The sequence below is a fragment of the Zhengella sp. genome (assembly GCF_041397485.1).
Taxonomy (GTDB): Bacteria; Pseudomonadota; Alphaproteobacteria; order Rhizobiales; family Rhizobiaceae; genus Zhengella.
This window is the reverse complement of sequence record NZ_JAWKWO010000002.1, coordinates 658,881-679,755: the sequence shown is the minus strand read 5'-3', so window position 1 is coordinate 679,755 and position 20,875 is coordinate 658,881. Positions and strand designations below refer to the sequence as shown.

General features: G+C 64.0%; 7 protein-coding genes, 1 tRNA gene and 1 pseudogene. 5 read left to right on the top strand and 4 right to left on the bottom strand.

The window, feature by feature from the left end; translation table 11 throughout:
• Window positions 1-51: 51 nt before the first annotated feature.
• Window positions 52-12,606 carry a DUF4347 domain-containing protein gene (locus R3D65_RS09305; protein ID WP_371274935.1) on the bottom strand — a complete coding sequence of 4,185 codons (12,555 nt, stop codon included), beginning with the start codon at window positions 12,604-12,606 and terminating at the stop codon, window positions 52-54.
• 320 nt (window positions 12,607-12,926) lie between these two features.
• Here R3D65_RS09305 and R3D65_RS09300 point away from each other — a divergent pair, with 320 nt between their 5' ends.
• Window positions 12,927-13,880, top strand: a complete 954-nt coding sequence (locus R3D65_RS09300) for an NAD(P)H-dependent flavin oxidoreductase (RefSeq protein WP_371274934.1) — start codon at window positions 12,927-12,929, stop codon at window positions 13,878-13,880.
• A gap of 316 nt (window positions 13,881-14,196) precedes the next feature.
• Here R3D65_RS09300 and R3D65_RS09295 read toward each other — a convergent pair.
• Window positions 14,197-14,988: pseudogene (locus R3D65_RS09295) on the bottom strand (xanthine dehydrogenase family protein subunit M); the annotation flags it as partial.
• 222 nt (window positions 14,989-15,210) lie between these two features.
• On the opposite strand from R3D65_RS09295, the gene R3D65_RS09290 reads away from it, so the two are divergent.
• From R3D65_RS09290 to R3D65_RS09280, 3 genes are all read left to right on the top strand, one after another.
• A tRNA-Thr gene (locus tag R3D65_RS09290) sits at window positions 15,211-15,286 on the top strand.
• 150 nt (window positions 15,287-15,436) lie between these two features.
• Window positions 15,437-16,003: a DUF924 family protein gene (locus R3D65_RS09285; protein ID WP_371274933.1), complete on the top strand. Its 567-nt coding sequence runs from the start codon at window positions 15,437-15,439 to the stop codon at window positions 16,001-16,003.
• 126 nt (window positions 16,004-16,129) lie between these two features.
• On the top strand, window positions 16,130-17,815 hold the full coding sequence (locus R3D65_RS09280) for a long-chain-fatty-acid--CoA ligase (protein WP_371274932.1): 1,686 nt from the start codon (window positions 16,130-16,132) through the stop codon (window positions 17,813-17,815).
• 47 nt (window positions 17,816-17,862) lie between these two features.
• Here the strand turns inward: R3D65_RS09280 and R3D65_RS09275 are convergent, their stop codons facing one another.
• Window positions 17,863-18,576: an HAD family hydrolase gene (locus R3D65_RS09275; protein ID WP_371274931.1), complete on the bottom strand. Its 714-nt coding sequence runs from the start codon at window positions 18,574-18,576 to the stop codon at window positions 17,863-17,865.
• A 3-nt stretch (window positions 18,577-18,579) separates the two neighbouring features.
• A complete protein-coding gene (pgi, locus tag R3D65_RS09270) occupies window positions 18,580-20,283 on the bottom strand; it encodes a glucose-6-phosphate isomerase (protein WP_371274930.1) in 1,704 nt (567 codons plus the stop codon).
• Between the two features lie 125 nt (window positions 20,284-20,408).
• Between pgi and R3D65_RS09265 the strand changes: the two genes are divergently transcribed.
• On the top strand, window positions 20,409-20,861 hold the full coding sequence (locus tag R3D65_RS09265; RefSeq protein WP_371274929.1) for a CoxG family protein: 453 nt from the start codon (window positions 20,409-20,411) through the stop codon (window positions 20,859-20,861).
• Window positions 20,862-20,875: the final 14 nt, after the last annotated feature.

Below are 20,875 nucleotides of genomic sequence, written 5' to 3'. Positions count from 1 at the left end.
TTCAGGTTGTATTGCCGGCCATGCCGATGCGTGTTCATCCCTGCCATGACCTTACCCCTTCAATGCCTGTAGAAGCCGTGCCGTCTCATTGGCCGCACGGTTCGAAAGATAGGCCATCCGGTCTTCGATCGAGGCGCCGGTGTCCATGGCGAATCTGGCGGCAGCGGTCTGCACAACTTCGCCGGAAATACGGTCCACATCGACCGGAACGACCAATTCCTGCCCGTCGCCGAAGCGGATACGGATTTCCAGCGATACTTCGCTCGTCCCGGCCGGCCACAGGATCATGGCCTGATCGCTGCCCAGCCGTGTGACCCAGGCTGGAATTTCCCCGCCATCCGGTCCCGTGATCCGCCATTCGCCTTGCGAACCGCCGGTCTGGTCGAGCAGCAGATATGTCCGTCCGTCCCTTCCGATGGTGGAAATCTCCACGCCTTGCGTTCCATCGCCCAACGAAAGCGAAACACTGCCGCCATGCTCCTGGCCCACGTCGAAACCAAGGCCATCACCGCTGACGGAATAGGTCTCTCCGAGTTCGTCGATCCAGCGCAGCGTGCCTGCGACCGACATGTCATCGGCGAGCGGCGTTGCTGCCGCTCCATCGTTCGTGGAGCCATTGTCTCCAAAGCCGGTCAAGCCCTGCGTGCCGTCCGGTGCGCCGGCATCGGAACGGGGCGCATTGCCCAGCGGCGGCATGATGACACCGAGCCTGCCTGTGCCCGACACATTGCCGGCTTCGTCCTGCTGGCTCGCCGTCACGTCGCCGGAGGTCTGCGGCGCGGTCGAGGTCACCGGACCCCAGTCGCCATTGCCGTCCACCGTCGCCGTGCCCGTCGTGCCATCCGGGAAGGTCACCGTGACCTCGGAGCCCGGCTCGCCCTTGCCGCTCACCGACAGCGTGCCGTCGGCATTCGGTGTGGCGGTGACGCCCGTCGGGTCGAGCGGCGCGGTCGTGTCCGTATAGGGTTCTGTATCCGGGCCATCGACATTGCCCTGGGAGTCGGTCTGCTTGACCGACAGGTTGCCGGAAGTCTGCGGCGCTACGGATGTAACCGACCAAGTACCGTTCGCGGCGACGGTGGTGCTTTCCGTCGAGCCGTCGGGATATGTCACCTCGATGGTTGCCCCGGGCTCGCCCGTTCCCGTGGCTGTCAGCGTGCCATTCGAATTTGCACTCGTCCCGGAGACGGCCATGGGTTCGGTAACCCCGGCAACGGTCATGGTGGCGACGGCTGTTGCGGTGCCGCCATTTCCGTCGTCGATCTGGTAGACGATTGACGTCGTGCGGCTTTCGCCGGTGTCGAGATCGTTGAAATCCGCACCGGGGTCGAAACTGATGCTGCCGTCATCGTTCAGGGTGAACGTGCCGCCGCCAGAACCGGCAATGGCCGAACCGACATTGTCGCCATCGGCCAGTGCGGCGAGTGCGGCTTTGTCCGTTCCTCCGGTCACGCGCGTGACGGTGAACGTATCGAGATCGACATCGATATCGGCGCCATTGCCATTGTCATCGAAGACATTGCCGCTGAAACCGGTGTCCTCATCCGTCGCAAGCGCATCGTCCTGCGCGACAGGCGCATCGTTCACGGCCACGACGGAAATGCTCGCAGCCGCCGTATTCGACTCCTGGCCAGCGGAATCCGTGACCGAGAATGCGAAACCGCGTGTGCCTTCGGTCGGATTCTGGCTGGTGTTTTCATAGGTCATTCCGGCAATGATGGCCGAAAGATCCGCCGAGGCCATGGGCGTGGTTGCGCCGGCCGCATTGGTGACTGTGAAGGTGCCCGTGGCCGCGACATAGGCGACATCCACCTGCATGCCGCCCACGGTGATGCCGTTGAGGCTGGCATCCTGCGACAGGTCGACGGTCTGGCCGGCAATGGTCACTTGTTCGGACGCGCCATCGGCGATGCCGGAGGCCACGACGGTCAGTGACGTGATATCGGCTTCGCCAAGGTCGGACAGCGTCGCATCGCTGTCGGCGATCGCCACCGGGCCGCCATCTTCCGTGAAGGTGGCTGACGCATTCAGCGCCTCCGGAACGGTCCCCATGATGGCGAACTGGAAGAAGAGACCGGATTGCGCGGTAATCTGAAGGTCCTGCATTCCCGAAATGTCGAAGACGATCAACTGGTCCGACTGGAAGCCCGACGGCGAACCGAGCCCGCTCAGTTCCCCGGTCGCCGCATCATAGGGAATGTCCAGGGTGACCGCACCGAGATAGCGGTCGGTCTGTTCGACAATTGCCGGGGTCTGACCGTTGGCATCGATCAAGGTGACGCGTTCAGCGCCATCGACATCCTTGAGGACGAGGAACGTGCCTTCAGGGATGATGCCGCCGTTGAAGGAAATGATCGCCGGCTGGTTTTCCGCACCAAGGCGCATTTCGGTCAGCGAATCGGCGTAGGCATCGGTGAAGTTCGGGTTCTCGACCGGCGCTGTTCCGGTAACCGTTACAGAAGCGCCGGTGACGGTGAAACCGGTTCCGTCGGGCAGGCTGCCTGTCAGGGAACCGGCCGAACCGGACACGTCAGACCGCTCGACAATGGTGGCGCTGTTGGTCGCACCGGTGGAATTGTCGGCGTCCAGCGACAATTGCGCGGCATCATTGACACCGGCGACCGAGATGGATGCGGTTGCCTGTGCCGTGAAGCCACGCGTATCGGTGACGGTGATCTTGAAGGACCGGTCGCCTTCGGTCGGCGCCTGGGACGTGTTGCCGTAGCGCAGGATATCGAGAGCGGTGCGCGCCTGCGCCTCGGTCAGGGACTGGCCGTCGGCGGCGTTGGAGATCGTTACCGTTCCGGTCCCGTCGAACTGGAAGCGGTAGTTCGTGCCCTCAACGAGCATGTTCACATCGAACGTGCTTCCGCCCTGTGTGAAAATCGCGCTCGTGGTCGTGCGGTTCATCGGATAGAGCTTTTCGTGCCCGCTGTCCGGGAACGTGCCGTCGAATTCAACGGTCAGCGAGGCGATGCCGACACCGTCGATATCCGAAATCACCAGATCCGTGGCGTCCTGTAGCGGCGTCCCGCCCTGCAGGCCTTCGGTGAAGGTCCCCGCAAAGCCCGTACCGCTCGCGCCGGAACTGTCATCGCCATCCAGATCGATGAAGGGGTTGTCGTCGACCGGCGTGATGGTGCCGAATTTCATGGTCAGCGGGGCACCGTCGTCGGTGCCGTCGGTCGGGACCACGGTCAGGTCGGGAACCGGGCCGATGTAGTTGGCCGCCGGCGTAAAGCTGACCGCGCCGTTCTCGTCCACCCGGATCGTGCCGACCGGGTTTCCGCCGGCATCGACAATATCGCTCGGCGTGCCCAGCGTCAGGGCATCCGGCGTGCCGTCGCCATCCAGATCGATGGAAGCGGAGGCGACGGTGACCGTGTCGCCCTCGGCGTCCGTGACGCCATCCAGCACATTGGCCGTGGCTTCCGTGTCCTCGGTGACGGGGAGATCGGCAATGGACCCGGCGGGCGCATCGTTGACCGCGGTCACCGTGATCGAGGCGGATCGGACGGCGGAACTGAGTTCTCCGTCAGTCACGCTGACCGTGATATCCCGGGTCGTCGTGTCCGGATTTTCCGAGACGCTGGAATAGGTTATCGCTGCGATGGCCGCCTGGTAGTCGGCCAGTGTGGCTGAACCGGTCAATTCGATGGTGATCGTGCCAGCCGATGTCAGGCTGCCCGGTGCCGCGCCGGCCAGCGAGATCCCGGCCGGCAAGGTCCCGACGGTCAGCTGATCGCCGGCAAAGCCATTGGTCAATCGAATGGTCGCGCCTTCGAGCATGGTATCGTCAAAGTCGGAGATCAGGACACCGCCAGAAATCGCGGCAGGTGCGCCATTCTCGGTGTATGCGCCATTGTAATGGCCACCGACCGCGCCGGAACCGTTGTCATCGTCCAGGTCCAGCGTCGGCGCGTCGTTCACCGGAATGACGTGAATGGTCGTTGTCAGCGTGGCGGTCGTGGCCAGTGCTGAATCCGTCGCCTGGATGGTGATCGTGCGGTCGGCCGGATCGGGATTTTCCGGATTTGTCGCCGACGGGATGAACTCGATGCCCTTGATGACCGTCGCCCAGTCGGCGCTGGTGGTCGTGGCTTCCCCGGTCAGCGTGATGGTGACCGTGCCATCGGCAGCCAGGGGCGTGGACGGCACGACAGATGGTATTATCCCGCCGGGCATGGACCCCGGCATGAAGAACATGTCGCCCACCAGACCGTTGGTCAGGGTGATGACGACTTCCATGATGTCGTCTTCCGGGTCGGAGATGGTGAAGTCGGAATCGACAATCGTCAGGCGCGGTCCTTGCTCGGTGAAGGTGGTCTCGAAACCGCCGTCATCGGCGCCGTCATCGGTGGTGTCGCCCGGTGTTCCGGAATCGTTGTTCGGGTCGAGATTCATCACCGGCGCATCGTTGACGGCGGTGATCGGGCCGAAGGAGACCGTGCCCGGCGCGCTGTTCACGGTGCCATCGGTGGCGACATAGGTCAGGTTCGGCACGGCGCCGGTATAGTTGAGCGCCGGAACGAAGGTCACGTTGCCATCAGCCGTCACGGTGATCGTGCCAATGGCGTTGCCGCCGGCATCGGTGATGGGCGTCGCGGTGCCCAGCGTCAGCGCATCGGGCGTGCCGTCGCCATTCGTGTCCATGGTCGCGGAAGCGATGGTGATCGTGTCGCCATCGGCATCCGTGTCATTTGCCAGAACGTTGACCGGACCTGCCGTCGTATCCTCCGTCACGGGAATCGTGTCGGCCACGGTGACGGGCGCGTCATTGGTGTCGCGGAACAAGAGGTCCGTCGTGAGCGGAACGGCATTGGAGCCGTCGGCGTTCAACGCGGGCACGCCTTCCAGCGCGAAGTTCCCGGAACCGTCCATGTTTTCGTCATTGGCGTCGAAGCCGTCATTGGCGTCGGCGCCCTCGAAAATGTCGAGCAGGCCGTCGCCGTCGGTGTCGGTGGTCGCGGTGACAGAGGTCGGCGCGCCATCGCCGCGCTCGGCAATGTCAGCCGTGCCGTCGCCATCGCTGTCGGCATCGATGAAATCCGCCGTGCCGTCGCTGTCGGTGTCGACGGGTGTCAGGCCCTCGCCCGCGCCGGGCGTGCTTTCATAGGCGTCATCGAGGCCATTGCCATCGGCATCGACCCCGGACGGCGCGATGTAACCGGCTGTCTCCTGTGCCTCGACATTGTCAGTGATGCCGTCATTGTCGGAATCAAGGTCGAGGTAGTCCGCGATGCCGTCCGAATCGGTATCGGCAGCCAGCGGGACCACAAATCCGACATCCGTCGGGGCGCGCACTATAATGTCCGAGCCTGAGAATTCCTTGATGTAGGTAAAGGTGAAGCTGGTGCGGCCGGCCTGCCCGATCAGCAGCACGGACGGGCCATCAGGGGTGCTCGTGCTCACGAAACGAACCTCGTCAGGATTTTCCTGGGTCGTGATCGTCTCGGTCGGACGCGTGTGATAGGCCGCGATCTGATCCCAGGCAACGGCTAAACCGCCGGGCAGGTCGAGATCGACGATCGTGGTTCCGAAGTTGATCGCCGCGGGCGTCGTGGTCCCGGCCTCGAAGAAATCGAGGCGGAAGACATAGTCCTGCTCCTTTCCGTCAACTGTCGGCAATGTCGCGCCGGGTAAATCCGTTCTGAACACATATTCCTGGTCCACCGGCTGGCTGACCACGGTATAGACGACGTCGATCGAGCGTCCCTGGAAGGACAGGGCGTCGCGATAGGTCGCCGATGCGCCGACACCGGTTGTCGAATGGATGATGACCTCGGATGGCGTTGTCTGCACGGCCAGTTCGCCGACGCCGGCATAGTAGAACGGCGAGGCCGCCGGCGTGCCGTATTCCACCGTGTCGAGAATGCCGTCATTGTCGTCGTCGATGTCGTCGGTATTGGCGACGCCGTCGCCGTCGGAATCGCGAGCCAGCGTGATCGTGCCGGTGCCGGTGCCGCCATTGCCGTCGGAGACCACGTAGTCGATCGGTTCAAGATCGTTGACGCCCTGCGCCATGACGAAATCGAGCGTGCCGTCGGCCTTCAGCGTCACCGTCGTGCCTGAGGCGAGCGTCACCGGCGTACCGACCGTCAGCGCGATCTGTTTGCCCGGATCGGCACGGTCGATGATGTGCGTCAGGGTGAGCGTGTCGCCATCGGCATCAGTGTCGTTGGCCAGCGGATCGACATTGACCGCCACGCCCGGCACGGCTGTGACCGGCCCATCGGCCACGGCGACCGGGGCGTCGTTGACACCGATCACGGTGCCGAAGGACACGGTGACCGGCGCGCCATTGTCGGTGCCGTCGGTCGGCGTATAGGTCAGGTCCGGCACGGCGCCGTCATAATTCGAAGCAGGCACGAAAGTGACGTTGCCGTCGGCGGCGACGGTGATGGTGCCGATGGCATTGCCGCCGGCGTCGGTGATGGGCGTCGCCGTGCCCAGCGTCAGCGCATCCGGTGTACCGTCGCCATTCGTGTCGATGGTGGCGGAGGCGATGGTGATCGTGTCGCCTTCCGCGTCGCTGAGATTGGCGAGCACATTGACCGGGCCCGCCGGCGTATCCTCCGTCACCGAAACAGGATCGGCCGTGCCGGTGGGCGCATCGTTGACCGGGACGACCGTGACACTGGCGGTGGCGGTGTTGGAGGTCAGGCCGCCCGCATCGGTGACCGTGAAGGCGAAGGCGCGCGCGCCTGCGGTCGGATCCTGGCTGGTGTTCTCGTAGGTCATGCCGGCGATCAGCGTGTCGAGATCGGCCACCGCCATGGGGGTCGTGGCGCCCACCGTATTGGTGACGGTGAAGCTGCCGGTGGCCGCGTCATAGGCGATATCGACCTGCGTGCCGCCCACGGTGATGCCGTTCAGGGTGGCATTCTGGCTCAGGTCGACCGTCTGGCCGCCAATGACCACCTGCTCGGCCGCGCCGTCCGCCGTGCCGGAGGCGACGATGGTGAGTTTCGTGATGTCGGATTCGCCGAGATCGGAGACCGCCGTATCGCTGTCGGCGATGGACACCGGGCCGCCATCCTCGGTGAAGGTGGAGGACGCGCCGGCGGCACGGCCGTTGACGCGGAAGCTCAACTGTTCATTGGCCGATTCATTGTCCGGGGCCTTGGTGCTGGCATAGTCCACCGAGACATTGTCGCCTTCGACGGTGACAGACCATGTGGCTGGATTGACACTGACCGCGAAAATCAACGTGTCACCGGAATGGATCGCATCGCCGTCGGCAAAATTGGAAATCTGGCCATCGGGATCAGACAGGACGGCTGAACCGCCGCCGGTCCAGGTCAGCGTGTAGGTGCCTTCGCTGGTCTCCACGCCAGCCCTGCCGGCCACGACGACGGAATCGACCAGGCTGTTGGCTTGCGCGGTCGCCTGGAAGTCGAAGCTGTAGGTATCGTTTCCGACAGCGCCGTCATTGCTGGCCTGAACGTAGATGCCGCCCGTCTCGGCCACGGCCAGGAAGCCGGGCGCATAGCCGGTCGAACCGGTCAGGGTGACCGAATAGTCCGCGCCCCAGGTGGCGCTGTCGCCCATGGTGCCGGTGGCGGTGGTGCCGTCATTGCCGGTTACCGCGATGCCAACGGGCATCCCCGTGGCGGGTGTGCTGTCATCGGCGTCGAGATCGATGACCGGCGCGTCGTTGACCGCGGCCATGGCGACGCGGAAGCGCGCCTCGTTCGACACGAGGCCATCGGCATCGGTTGCCCTGAACGTGATGTTGCGCACCGTTCCCAGCGGATTATCGCTGGTGTTTTCATAGGTGACCGTGCGTAGCAGAGCCGTCAGGTCGGCGTCCGGGATCGGCGTGGTGGCGCCGGCCGTGTTGGTGATGGTGAAGATGCTGGAGGTTGCATTGAAGGCAATGTCCACCTGGCTGCCGCCGATATCGACAGCATTGACCGTGGTGGTCGTGCCAAGGTCGAAGACATGGCCGCCGATGGAGACCTGTTCCTCCGCGCCATTCAACCGGTTGCTGACGGTGATCTGCAATTGCGTCAGGTCGTTGTCGCCCTGCGAGGAGACGATGGCATCGGCCTGGGGGCCCAGCAAGGGGGCGGCGCCCTCGGTGAAGGTTCCCGATGTGCCCGTGCCATGGCCGATGACGCGGAAGAGGATGTCCTCGCCGGTGGTTTCGGCGCCGCCGTCGGACGCGTAAGAGACCGTGACATTGTCGCCCGGCACCTCGACGGCCCAGCTCGCGGTATCGGTCGCCACGGCCAGGTGCAGCACATCGCCCGACAGGATGATGTCGCCATCGTTGAAATTGTCGATCTGGCCATCCGGATCGGACAAGATTGCATGGCCGCCGCCGGTCCAGGTGAGAGTGTAATTGCCCGGCGAACTGTTGATGCCCGACGTACCGCCGGCGATCACGGCATCGACCGCGCTGCCGGCAGCCGGCGTCGCCGTGAAATCCACGGTGTAGCTGTCGCCTCCCGCCAGATCATCCTGTGCCCGGGCAATGACGCCGACAATCGTGCCGTCATTCCTCGTGAAGGTGTCCATGGCCGGCGCGTAACCGGTGAAAGCGGTGCGGTTCAGTTCCCAATTGGCGGTCCAGCTCGTTCCGTCACCGATGAGACCCGTGGCCTGGTCGGCGGATTCCGTCACCAGGTTGATGAGCGCGAAACCGCCGGGATTGGTTGTCACATCGGCGACGTCGAGGTCGATGACCGGCGCATCATTGACCGGCGTGATGTCGGCGAATTGCAGCGTGCCCGGCGTGTTGCCGCCAATGCCGTCGGTGGCGACAAAGGTGATGGCGGGCACGGGGCCGCTATAGTTGACGTCGGGAACGAAGACATAGTTGCCATTCGCGTTGATGCGGATCGCGCCGATGCCGCTGATCGCCGCCGTCTCGCCGGGATTGTAGGTTGCCGGGTCGCCGGCAATGGTGAAGCTGCCGACCGTGACCGGATTGCCGTCGGGATCGGATGCGCCGGTCAGCACGTTGCCCGTCACGGCCGTGCCCTCGGTGACGGGCACGGACGCGCCGGCCGGCGGCAGGACCGGCGGATTGTTGGCCGTGAATGTGCGGAAGTTGAGGTCGGCTGTCAGCGGTGTGGCGTTGGAGCCATCCGGATTGAGACCGGCCACGCCGGCCAGCGCGAAAACACCCAGATCGCTGATGTTTTCGTCGTTGGCGTCGAAGCCGTCATTGGCGTCGGCGCCCTCGAAAATGTCGAACAGGCCGTCGCCGTCGGTGTCGGCCGTGCTGGTCAGGCTGGTTGCCTGGCCATCGCCGCGCTCGTTGATGTCGAGATTGCCGTCGCCGTCGCTGTCGCTGTCCAGGAAGTCCGCAAAACCGTCGCCGTCGGTGTCGACGGGAGTGAGGCCTTCGCCCGCGCCGGGCGTGCTTTCATAGGCGTCGTCGAGGCCGTTGCCATCGGAATCGACGCCCGAGGGCGCGGTGTAGTTCGCCGTGCCCTGCGCCTCGACATTGTCGGTGATGCCGTCATCGTCGGAATCGAGGTCGAGGCTGGCCGGCGTACCGTCAGCGCCGAGCACGTCGGGGAGCGAAAATGCGGCAACCCGGTCGAACGTGTTGCCGATGGTCACCAGATTCGCGCTGTCGGGATCGAGGAACAGGCCGGTCGGCTGATTATCCTGACTCCCGATGGCAAAGGAGCCAACCTTCGTCCACGGCGACCGGACATCGAAAGGTGTCGCCAGTGTGTAGGCAAAGACGGTATCTGAGGAGGTGCCGACGATATAGATGCGCGAACCATCGGCATTGAAGGTGAAACCGGAAATGTCCAGTTCGTCGGCGGTGAAAGCCGCCGATGCGCCTTCGAGCGTCACGCCGCCCGTGATGTCAAAGGCCGTCGTGAGCGCGTACTGGAAGACCATGTCTTGCCGGAAGCCCGCAACATACATCCGCATGCCGTCATTGCTGAACCGGACAGACGTGGGGCTCAGTTCTTCGGCAGCGACGCTGAACGAGCCATCAAATGTAATCGTCCCGGCCGTAAGGTCGAAGGCGTTTTCGAGCGTATACTGATGCACGGAATCCGAAGTATCTCCAATAACATACATACGGAGACCATCGCTGCTGAACGCAACGTCGGTGGCATTTGTATCCTGTGCAATTATGCTGTGACCGCCCTGGTGCGTTATTCCATCACTCGGCTTGTAGGCGGTTGTGAGGCTGTACTGATGAACCTGGTCGCTTTGGCGGCCGATCACGAACATGGTCATGCCGTCGTTCGAGAAATACAGGCCGTGCACATTGTTGTCTTGCAGTGCGACCGACGCGCTTCCGTCGAAAGTCGCCGACGAGACGCCATCGACATTCTCCACGGTGTCGAGAATGCCGTCATTGTCGTCGTCAATGTCGGTTGCGTCATCCACGCCGTCGCCGTCGGCGTCGAAGATGGCGCGCATGGTGGCGCTGGACACCTGCCCCGTGGAATCGGTGACCTGGTATTGAATGGCTTCAGCAGCGGGTGAGCCGGACGGCTTGAGAACGTCCAGCGTGCCGTCGCTCTTCAGCGTGACCCTCGTTCCGGATGCCAGCGTGACGGGCGTATCCACGGCGAGCGCGATCAGGGTGGCCGGGTCCGCGGGATCGTAAATGCCGGTAATGGCGAAGGTGTCGCCTTCGGGGTCGCTGGCGGTGGCCAGAAGGTCGACGTTGAGCGTGGTTCCTGCAACCGCCGTGACGGTCGTGGTGGGCGTCAGCACCACCGCCTGTGGCATGTCGCGGAACAGGAGATCCATCGTCATCGGAACGGCATTGGAGCCGTCAGCGGCCAGCGCGGGCGCGCCTTCCAGCGCGAAGTTGCCGGACCCGTCTATGTTTTCATCGTAGGGCAGCGGCCCGTCATTGGCGTCGGCGCCCTCGAAAATGTCATAGAGACCGTCCTGATCGGTGTCCGTCGTGTCTGTCGCGGTGGTCGGGGCGCCATCGCCGCGTTCTGCGATATCCGGCGTGCCGTCATTGTCACTGTCCGTGTCCAGAAAATCTGGCGTTCCATCGCTATCGGTGTCGACAGGCGTCAGGCCGACGGACAAAAGCGGGTCTGCCGATGTCGTGTCCTGATCATAGGCGTCGTCCAGGCCGTCCATGTCCGCATCGATGCCGGACGGCGGCACGTAGCCCGCCGTCGTCTGGATCTCGACATTGTCGGTGATGCCATCCTTGTCGGAATCGGTGTCGCGCAGATTGATGATGCCATCACCATCGGTATCGGCAGGCACCTCGACACTGCCGCCGGCTATCGCGAAGGCAGCGGTTATATAGGTCTGGTTGAATTCCGCACTGGCGTTTTGCGCGATGGAGAAGGACAATTCGGTGAGCGGTCCGTTCCATGTCAGCCGCGACACGTCATTTGACGTGGTGAATTCATTGTTCGCGCCAAGTGCATAGAGAACGCCATTGTCATAGTAGGCTGGATTCGTCTCATCATACCCGGCAGCCCAATTGTGACTGGCGCCATCGCCATCCTGGTCCAGGTTCACGCTGTCCGGCGCAATGGAGAAATTATGGACATACTCCTGATCGCGGGACATGTGAAAGAAGTCGAGCGAGAAATCGACCACCGGTTCAGTGAATGTGAAGGTAAAATGGCCTGCCCGGAAAATACCGCCATCCTGAAGCGGCAGATCAGCCGTCATATCGATCCAGGGATCGGTGAAAAGCGTGTCGCTCATGACATAGGTCAGCTTCACTTCACCCAGAGCCGATGTCCACGTGTAGGAGACGGGGTTACCCACCGTGGCGGAGTTGAAGACGGCAGCGCCATCCTGAACCGGCGACGCGGGCAAGGGATCGGGCACCGTGCCTTCATGGATATCGAGCACGCCATCGCCATCGCGATCGATGTCGGTCGCGTCATCCACGCCATCACCGTCGGTGTCGACCAGCACACCCTCAAAGGCGGTGGCGGCCAGGCTGGCGGCCTCGACCGTGCCGGACTGGCGCTCCAGCACCCAGTCGCCGCCAAGGGATGAGGCGCCGGTCAGGTCGTCGGAAGCGGCGATGTCCGCCCCCGTCGCCCTGGCCAGCGCCTCGACGGCTGACGCCCCCGTCAGGTCCGCCGCAAAATCGCACCCGTAGATCAGGATGTCGGCATCGGCCGACAAGGCCGCGCCGATGGTTGCCAGTTCGTCCGCGTGATCGCCCGCGATGCTGGCTTCGTTCAGCACCGCGTTGCCCAATGTGAGCTCACCCGGCCGGCCATGGGAGAGAATATGGATCGCATCGATGCCGGAGCGGCCCTCCAGCACCGATGCGATCGTCGCGACGCCGTCCGACGATGTATCGAGGGTGTGCACCTCGGCACCTTCCGGCAGCGCGGCCAGGAGGGCGTCCGCGCTGCCGATACCGGCGTCGACGAAATAGACTTGTGTTTGCGTCTCCTGGACCGGCGCGGCCAGCGCGGCGGCCAGTTCGGCAATATCGCCCGCATCATGCGCGGGTGCGCCATCATGGGAGACATCGCGGGCAAGATCGGCGGCCGTTTCCACCATGGCCGCATCGAGCAGGACCCGTGGCTCCAGCGCCTCGGGCATGGCAATGCCAGGGCGCGGTGTCCTGGTGCCTTCCGTCCCGCGTTGCGTCTTCGCCGGAATGCGCTTGCCCGCCATGGTAACCCTCAATGGTTGTATTGCAATCAGGATTACTATCTATGCGACTGATTGACAAAAAGTAAACGGTTGTATTCGGCATTTTCATAAATTTTTGGTTGTTTTTTCGGATCGCGACGCAAAAGTGTGCGCGCGAAGGGCGGGCCGGCTGCCTTCACGGCGTCACGATTTGCATTTCGCGAAGCTGGCATGGGCGGGTCCGACGCCCGCGAACCCAATCAGGAGAAAGGCCTGGCCCGAAATCCAAGCCTTGACGGCGCCGCCCGCAGGCGGGAAAAGAACAGCAGTTTACGAAAACGTAAGTTGGAGGGAATTCCCGGATGGCTCTGCCTGACATTCTCAAGACGAACCTGCGCATTCCCGTTGTCGGCTCGCCGCTGTTCATCATCTCGCATCCGCCGCTGGTGCTGGAGCAGTGCAAGGCGGGCATCGTCGGCTCGTTCCCGGCGCTCAATGCCCGGCCCGAGGCGCAGCTCGACGAGTGGCTGGCACAGATCACCGAGGAGCTGGCGGCCCATGACAGGGCGCACCCGGACCGGCCCGCCGCCCCCTTCGCGGTCAACCAGATCGTGCACAAGACCAATACCCGCCTTCAGCACGACCTGGAAATGTGCGTGAAATACAAGGTGCCGGTGGTCATCACCTCGCTCGGCGCGGTGCCGGAGGTGAACGAGGCCATCCATTCCTATGGCGGCATCGTGCTGCACGACATCATCCACGACCGCCATGCCCGCAAGGCCATCGAGAAGGGTGCCGACGGGCTGATCGCCGTTGCCACGGGCGCGGGCGGCCATGCCGGCACGCTGTCGCCCTTCGCGCTGGTGCAGGAAATCCGCGAATGGTTCGACGGGCCGCTGCTGCTGTCCGGCTCCATCGCCAATGGCGGCGCGGTGCTGGCCGCGCAGGCCATGGGTGCGGACATGGCCTATATCGGCTCGCCCTTCATCGCCACGCAGGAAGCACGCGCGGTGGACGCCTACAAGGAGATGATCGTCGGCTCGAATGCCGCCGACATCGTCTACTCAAACCTGTTCACCGGTGTGCATGGCAATTATCTCAAGGGCTCGATCCGCAATGCCGGCATGGACCCGGACAACCTGCCGGAGAGCGATCCCTCGAAGATGAATTTCGGCGGCGACAAGTCCAAGGCCTGGAAGGACATCTGGGGCTGCGGCCAGGGCATCGGCGCGGTCAAGGAGGTCGTTCCGGCAGGCGCGCTGGTCGACCGGCTGGCAAGCGAATATGCCGAGGCCAAGGCGCGGATCTGCGGCTGACGGTAAAGATTGTCATCGTCAGACGGCAACGGGCGCCCGCGGGCGCCCGTTTTTCATTCGACTTCTTGCGGACGGCGCTCTAGTTGCCGAGGCCGAACAGCCGGGCAAGCCAGCCGCGTTTCTTCTGCGCCGGGGCAGAGGCCGCGCCCTGGCCGGTGCCGCCGGCAACCCGGCTTACCGTCTCACGCGCCTCTTCGATGGTTTCCTCCACGGCCGCGCGCGCCGCGTCGCCGGCCTTCTGCGCCTCGTCGGCCACGGCCTCGGCCGCCCTTGTCAGTTCTCCATCGGGACGGACTTCGGCAACAGGACCGTTGCCGGCGGCGGCGACGGCGCGTTTCGCCATCACAATGACGAGGTTGGCGCGATACCCGGCATTGGCATGCATGTCGCTCATCATGGCCGATTCAGGCACGGACTTGCCTTCCAGCGCAGCGGGCGAGAAATCGTCGGCCAACGCGGCTTCCAGTTCACCGGCGCGGAAGACGCCGTCATTGCCGGCCCCCGTCACAGCCACGCGCACGCCATCGGAGCGCCGGGCCACGAAGACACCGGTCATGGCGTAGCGCGATGCCGGATTGGGAAACTTGGCGTAACCGGCGGCATCGGGTGCATCGAACCGGATTGCCGTGACGATCTCGCCATCCTCCAGCGCCGTCTCGAACAGGCCTGTGAAAAAGTCGTCGGCCGCGATCTCGCGCCTGTCGGTGACGATGGTGGCGCCGAGCCCCAGCATGGCGGCGGGATAGTCGGCAGCCGGATCGTTGTTGGCAACGGATCCGCCAATCGTCCCCATGTGGCGCACATGGGGATCGCCGATATGGCCGGCAAGCGCGCACAGGGCGGGGCAGACCGATGCCAGCTCGCCGGAGGCTGCGACTTCGGCATGGGTGGTGCCCGCGCCCACCGTGACCGTGCGGCCGGAGACAGAAATCCCCTTCAGGCCGGCGATGTGGCGCAGGTCGATCAGGTCGGATGGCGCAGCCAGCCGTGTCTTCATGGCCGGAACGAGCGTTTGCCCGCCAGAGACATATTTTGCTTCCGCGGCCCCCTGCGCCAGACGGGCGGCCTCTTCCACGGACGAGGCACGGTGATAGGTCGTGTCATACATCGGTTTTCCTCCCGCTCGGCCTTCCGCCTTTTCTTGCGGCAAAAGGTCCCTTGGGGAAGCATGGCGCGACTGGCTGCCATTGTCCAGAAAACGACGTGCCGGGCGACCGAAAGAACAAGGCCGCCGCACCCCGGCATTTTGTGTTCACGATAAGCAAAACGGGCGCTTGAAATCCGGATGCTTTGCGGCTATGACCCGCTCAGTTCCGGCGACGCGCCGAGGGCCGCTTTAGCTCAGTTGGTAGAGCAACGCATTCGTAATGCGTAGGTCGCGTGTTCGAGTCACGCAAGCGGCACCACTTCTTCAAAACCACATTCACGTCCGGGTCTCGAACCGATTTGCTCATCGGGTTCGCCTCATGGCGCCCGTGCTTTGTTGCGCCACCATCTCGAACCTGTGGTCCACATTCCTATATCAAGAGCAATGAAGACCCGTGAAAGGAGCGACAATGGATGCACGAGCCCTGCCCGCCGGCTGGCAGAACGACGTTCTGGACTTCTGGTTCGGGGAATTGACACCCAAGGACTGGTTCAACGGCAGTGACGCGCTGGACATGACGATCACGAACCGCTTCGCGACGCTGCATGAGCGCCTCGCATCGGGTGTTCCCGAAGACGTCTGGACCAGTGCCGATGCAGCACTTGCCGCCGTCATTGCGCTCGACCAGTTCCCGCGCAACATGTACCGGCGCCAGCCGCGCGCCTTCGCCACGGACACGCTGGCGGCGCAGATCACGCGCAATGCCGTGGACAAGGGGCTGGATGCGGCGCTTGACGCCGATCGCAAGCAGTTCCTCTACATGCCGCTGATGCATTCCGAACGCCTCGACGATCAGGAGCGCTGCGTATCGCTGTTCGAGGCCCTGGGACGGGAGGAGAATCTCCGGTTCGCGCGCGAGCATCGCGACGTCATCGCCCGTTTCGGCCGCTTTCCCCATCGCAACGAGGCCCTGGGCCGCCAGAGTACGGCCGACGAAATCGCCTATCTGGAAAAGGCCGAGCGCTATGGGCAGTAGCGTCGGTATTATTGACTTTTACGTCAAAGTCAGTTTGACGTAGGCAAGAGGATCACAGCACATTGCCGGCGTGGCGCAAACATGCCGCGCAGGACAGGATCGGGCTCATTTTCCCGGGAGGAAACCATGACCGCCGCCAAGACCGCAGACAAACCCTGGCTTGCCAGCTATCCGCAAGGCATTCCGGCCGATATCGGCCCGCTCGAGGCGCGCTCGCTGGGTGCCCTGCTCGAACAGGCCTGCAGGTCCTATTCGGCGCGGCCGGCATTCGCCTGCATGGGCAAGACCATCAGCTATGGCGCATTGCTCGATGCGTCCTCGGCCATCGGCGCCTATTTGCAGAAACAGGGGATCAAGCCCGGCGCCCGCGTGGCGCTGATGATGCCCAATGTCCTACAATATCCCGTTGCCATGATGGCGGTGCTGCGCGCCGGCTATATCGTGGTCAATGTCAATCCGCTTTACACGCCGCGCGAACTGGAACACCAGCTCAACGATTCAGGCGCTGAAGCCATCATCATCCTGGAGAATTTCGCCGCCACGCTGGAAGCCGTGATCGCGCGCACACAGGTCAAGACCGTGGTCGTGGCCAGCATGGGCGACATGCTGGGCGGACTGAAGGGCATGATCGTCAATTTCGTGGTGCGCCGCATCAAGAAGATGGTGCCGGCATGGTCGCTGCCCGGCCATGTCACCTTCAAGGCAGCGCTTTCCGGCGGCGGCAAGGCGCAGTTCAAGCCGGCCGACGTGGGGCCGGACGACACGGCGTTCCTGCAATATACCGGGGGGACGACCGGCGTCTCCAAGGGCGCGCAGCTTCTGCATCGCAACGTGCTGGCCAATGTGGCGCAGAATTCCGCCTGGCTGCAATCGGCCTATGCGGGACGATCCGAGCCCGACAACATGATCTATATCTGCGCGCTGCCGCTCTACCACATCTTCGCGCTGACGGTGAACGCGCTTATGGGCATGCGACAGGGGGCGCTCAACGTGCTGATCCCCAATCCGCGCGACATTCCGGCCTTCGTGAAGGAGCTGAAGAGCTACAAGTTTCACGTCTTTCCGGGGCTCAACACGCTGTTCAATGCGCTGCTCAACAATGAGGATTTCCGCAAGCTGGACTTCTCCAATCTTCTGCTGACGCTGGGCGGCGGCATGGCCGTGCAGCGCGCGGTGGCCGAACGCTGGAAGGAGGTGACGGGCAATGTCATTTCCGAAGGCTACGGCTTGTCCGAGACCGCGCCGGTGGCAACCGCGAACCGTTTCGACGCGACCGAATTCTCCGGCACGATCGGCCTGCCCATCCCGGGCACGGAAATCGCCATCCGGGACGAGGAGGGCAAGGATGTCGCGCTCGGCGATGTGGGCGAGATCTGCATTCGCGGGCCGCAGGTCATGGCCGGCTACTGGAACCGGCCCGACGAGACGGAACGCGTCTTCACGGCCGACGGGTTCTTCAAGTCCGGCGACATGGGGTTCATGGACGAAGCCGGCTACGTGAAGATCGTCGACCGCAAGAAGGACATGATCCTTGTTTCCGGGTTCAACGTCTACCCGACCGAGATCGAGGACGTCATGGCCAAGCATCCGGGGGTGATGGAGGTCGCGGCCATCGGCGTGCCGGACGAACACTCCGGCGAGGTGCCGAAGATCTTCGTCGTGCGGAAAGATCCCTCCCTCACCAAGGAGGCCCTGATGGCCTTCGCGAAGGAAAACCTGACCGGCTACAAGCGGCCCAGGCATGTGGAGTTCCGCGACGAATTGCCGAAATCGAATGTCGGCAAGATCCTGCGGCGCGAATTGCGCGACTGAAGCGGAAAAGACCTGTGACATCCCGAAGGCGGCGCATGCCGCCTTCGTCATGCCTTCTGCAGCGTGGCCAGCCAGGCAGGCAGGTCGGCGACGCTGTCGAGCACCACATCGGCGAGCGACGCGAGATCGCCATGGCCTGACGTGCCGCTGAGCACGCCGATGGCCAGCCCGGCCCCTGCCCTTCGCGCGGCCTCCAGATCGTGAAGATTGTCGCCCACCATGGCCACGGCGCCTGGCGCGACCGCGGCGTGGCCGGCAAAGGCATGGATCATGTCGGGCCAGGGCTTGGCGCGCGGCACGGAATCATAGCCCAGTATGGCGGTGAACAGGGCATCAAGTTCCAGCCGCACCATGGTCTCGCGGGCACCGCGCTCGGAATCGTTGGTGGCGATGCCAAGCGCCCGGCCCGATGCCTGAAGGCTGCGCAGCGCCTGCGGAATGCCGGCCAGGGCGACGGCGTGATCGCGGGCATGGGTGGCGGCCAGATCGTCCAGCGTGCCGATCCGGTCCTGCAACGCCTGCCCTTCCGCGTCGGGCCAAAGCACCGCGGCAACATCGGCACCAGACCCGGCGGCCAGGACCGAACCGGGGCGGAACCGGCCCGTTGCCGCATCGAGGCCGAGCGCTTCCAGCAGATGCAACGCTCGATCCGGGTCGCGTCCGGCCGCCTCCAGTGCGGCCTGACGGGCAAAGCCGGCCCATGTGGCGTGGAAGTCGATCAGCGTTCCATCCTTGTCGAACAGGATCGCGCGGATCTCCATCGCTCAGGCACCGCGCAGCCGGGCCAGGGCTTCGACAAGCCCGGCGGTGGAGGAATCGCGCCCTTCTGCATCCGCCTCGCCCTTGACGACGGGCAGAAGCGCCGTCGCCAGTTCCTTGCCCAGTTCGACGCCCCATTGGTCATAGGCATTGATGCCGAAAAGCGCAGCCTCCACGAAAACGCGGTGCTCATAGAGTGCGATCAGGCGGCCGAGGGCGAAGGGCGTCAACTGCCTGTGCAGGATTGTAACCGACGGCCGGTTGCCCGCAAATGTGCGATGGCGGGCGAGGAATTCGGCCGCCTCGCCTTCAAGTCCCTTCCCCCTCGCCTGCGCCAGAGCTTCCTCGAAAGTGCGGCCACGCATCAGCGCTTCGGCCTGCGCAAGGCAATTTGCCATGAGAAGCGGGTGATGTTCGCCGCTGGCGGTTTCATGCGGCATGGCGGCGAGAATGAATTCGACCGGGATGACATCGGTGCCCTGGTGGATGAGCTGGAAGAAGGCATGCTGGCCATTCGTGCCCGGCTCGCCCCAGACCACCGGTCCGGTGGCGCCGGAAACCGGCTCGCCGTCGCGGGTGACGCCCTTGCCGTTCGATTCCATGTCAAGCTGCTGGAGATAGGCCGGCAGCCGGTCGAGCCGCTGGTCATAGGGGATGACAGCGCGGGTGGGCCAGCCGCACAGGCGGCGGTTCCAGTAGCCGATCAGCCCGAGAATGACGGGCAGGTTGGTTTCAAGCGGCTCGGAACGGAAGTGGACATCCATTGCCCGTGCGCCTGCCAGAAATGCGCGAAAGTTCTCCGGACCGATGGCAATCATCACCGGCAGGCCGATGGCCGACCAGACCGAATAGCGGCCGCCGACCCAATCCCAGAAGCCGAAGACGCGGGCTTCGTCGATCCCGAATGCGGCGACCTTGTCGAGCGCGGTCGAAACCGCGGCGAAATGCCGGCCGACCGCGCTTTCTCCCAGGGCGGCCGCGATCCATACGCGAGCCGATGCCGCATTGGTCATGGTTTCGACGGTCGTGAAGGTCTTGGAAGCAACGATGAAAAGGGTGGTCGCGGGGTCCAGTCCCTTCAACGTATCCGCCAGATGCGCGCCATCCACGTTGGAGACGTAATGAAGGCGCGGGCCGTCATGCCAGGGCGCCAGCGCGCGCGTGACCATGACAGGGCCCAGATCGGACCCGCCAATCCCGATATTGACGACATCGGTGAAGCGCTTGCCGGTGGCGCCGGTCATTTCGCCCTTGCGCAGCGCCTCGGCAAAGCGCGCCATGGCGTCCAGGACGGCGTGGACTTCGCCCATCACATCGCGGCCATCGACTGCGAACCCGTCCCCCGGCGCGGCGCGCAGGGCGACATGAAGCACCGCCCGGTTCTCCGTGTTGTTGATGGGCTGGCCGGCAAACATGGCGTCGCGCAGGCCTTCCACGCCGGCAGCGCGGGCGGCCTCGAACAGCGCGGCCATGGCCGCGTCGTCGATCCGGCTTTTCGACCAGTCGAGGAAAAGGTCGCCGAAGGCCAGGCTGAACCGGGAAAAGCGCTCAGGGTCGGCGGCGAAGGCATCGCGCATGGACATGCCTGTCAGACGCCCTGCGTGGCTGGCAAGCGCCGCACTGGCTTCGGCAAAACGGGTTTCGTCCACGGCTGGTGTCTCCTGATCATCGGTGAATTCGGCGCCGGCGCGGCGGACGCACCTTATCATCTTCCTAAACCGATTGAAGGCCGAAGATACAACCAAAGACAGGGGGCGGACTTTGGTGCCATGGACAAGCGCCACGGCATGCCTTAGCTCCAAGCCAGCTTGTCTCGAACGGGAGGGAATTTGCCATGGCCGTGGAACTGGAAGGACAGGAGCGCATCGCAGCGCCGGTGCAGACCGTGTGGGAAGCGCTGAACGATCCGGAAATCCTGCGCGCATGCATTCCGGGCTGCGAATCGCTGGAAAAGAAGTCGGACACGGAAATGGAAGCCGTGGTCGCTCTGAAGATCGGGCCGATCAAGGCGCGGTTCAACGGCGATGTCGAACTCGTCAATCTCGAACCGCCGCATTCCTATACCATACAGGGTGAAGGCAAGGGCGGCATTGCCGGGTTCGCCAAGGGCGGCGCGGATGTCAAACTTGCAGAAGATGGCGAAGGCGGCACGCTGCTGTCCTATGTCGCCAAGGCCGACGTGGGCGGCAAGATCGCCCAGCTTGGCAGCCGCCTGATCGTGTCGACGTCAAAGAAGCTGGCCGGCCAGTTCTTCTCCAATCTCAACGAAAAGATCACGGCGGGCTGACGCCCGCCGCTCCG